This is a genomic window from Mycobacterium sp. shizuoka-1 (genome assembly GCF_002723835.1).
Taxonomy (GTDB): Bacteria; Actinomycetota; Actinomycetes; order Mycobacteriales; family Mycobacteriaceae; genus Mycobacterium.
Window position 1 is genome coordinate 1 of record NZ_BEWG01000075.1, and the last position, 629, is coordinate 629.

General features: G+C 65.3%; 1 protein-coding gene. It reads left to right on the forward strand.

The window, feature by feature from the left end; translation table 11 throughout:
- Nucleotides 1-557 (forward strand): RDD family protein (locus tag MSZK_RS20920; protein WP_233211429.1); only part of this gene is annotated, 557 nt, incomplete at its 5' end.
- Nucleotides 558-629 lie beyond the last annotated feature (72 nt).

Consider the following 629-nt stretch of genomic DNA (forward strand, 5'->3'; position numbering starts at 1 on the left):
CCGCGACCTCGGCGCCTCCCGGGGCCGGTTACGCCCCGCCCCCGCCCGGTCAGCAGGTTCCGCAGCTGCCGCAGACCGCCTACACGTCCTGGTTCACCCGCGTGGTGGCGTGGCTGATCGACTACATCCCGGCCTACGTCATCTTCGGTATCGGCTGGGGCGTGTGGTTCGCCACCCAGGACACCGCCTGCCTGACCGAATCGACCGACTACAGCGTGGATGCCACCTGCACGACGGCTCCGTCGGTGGGCGGCCAACTGGCGCTCTTCGTCGCGAGCCTGGCCGCTCTGGCCTTCGTGGTGTGGAACCTGGGTTATCGCCAGGGCACCACGGGATCGAGCATCGGCAAGTCGGTGATGAAGTTCAAGGTCGTCAGCGAAAAGACCGGGCAGCCAATCGGTTTCTGGCTGTCGGTGGTGCGCGAGCTGATCTATCTCGTCGCCTCGTACGTGTGCCTGGGCATCGTCTGGCTGGTCGCCGTCCTGTTCCCGTTGTGGGACGCCAAGCGGCAAACGCTGGCCGACAAGATCATGACCACGGTTTGCCTACCCCTGTAGACGGTTTGCCTACCCCTGTAGACGTAGACAAGGACATCCATGACACAGCCACCGCCCCCGCCCGGTAACTAC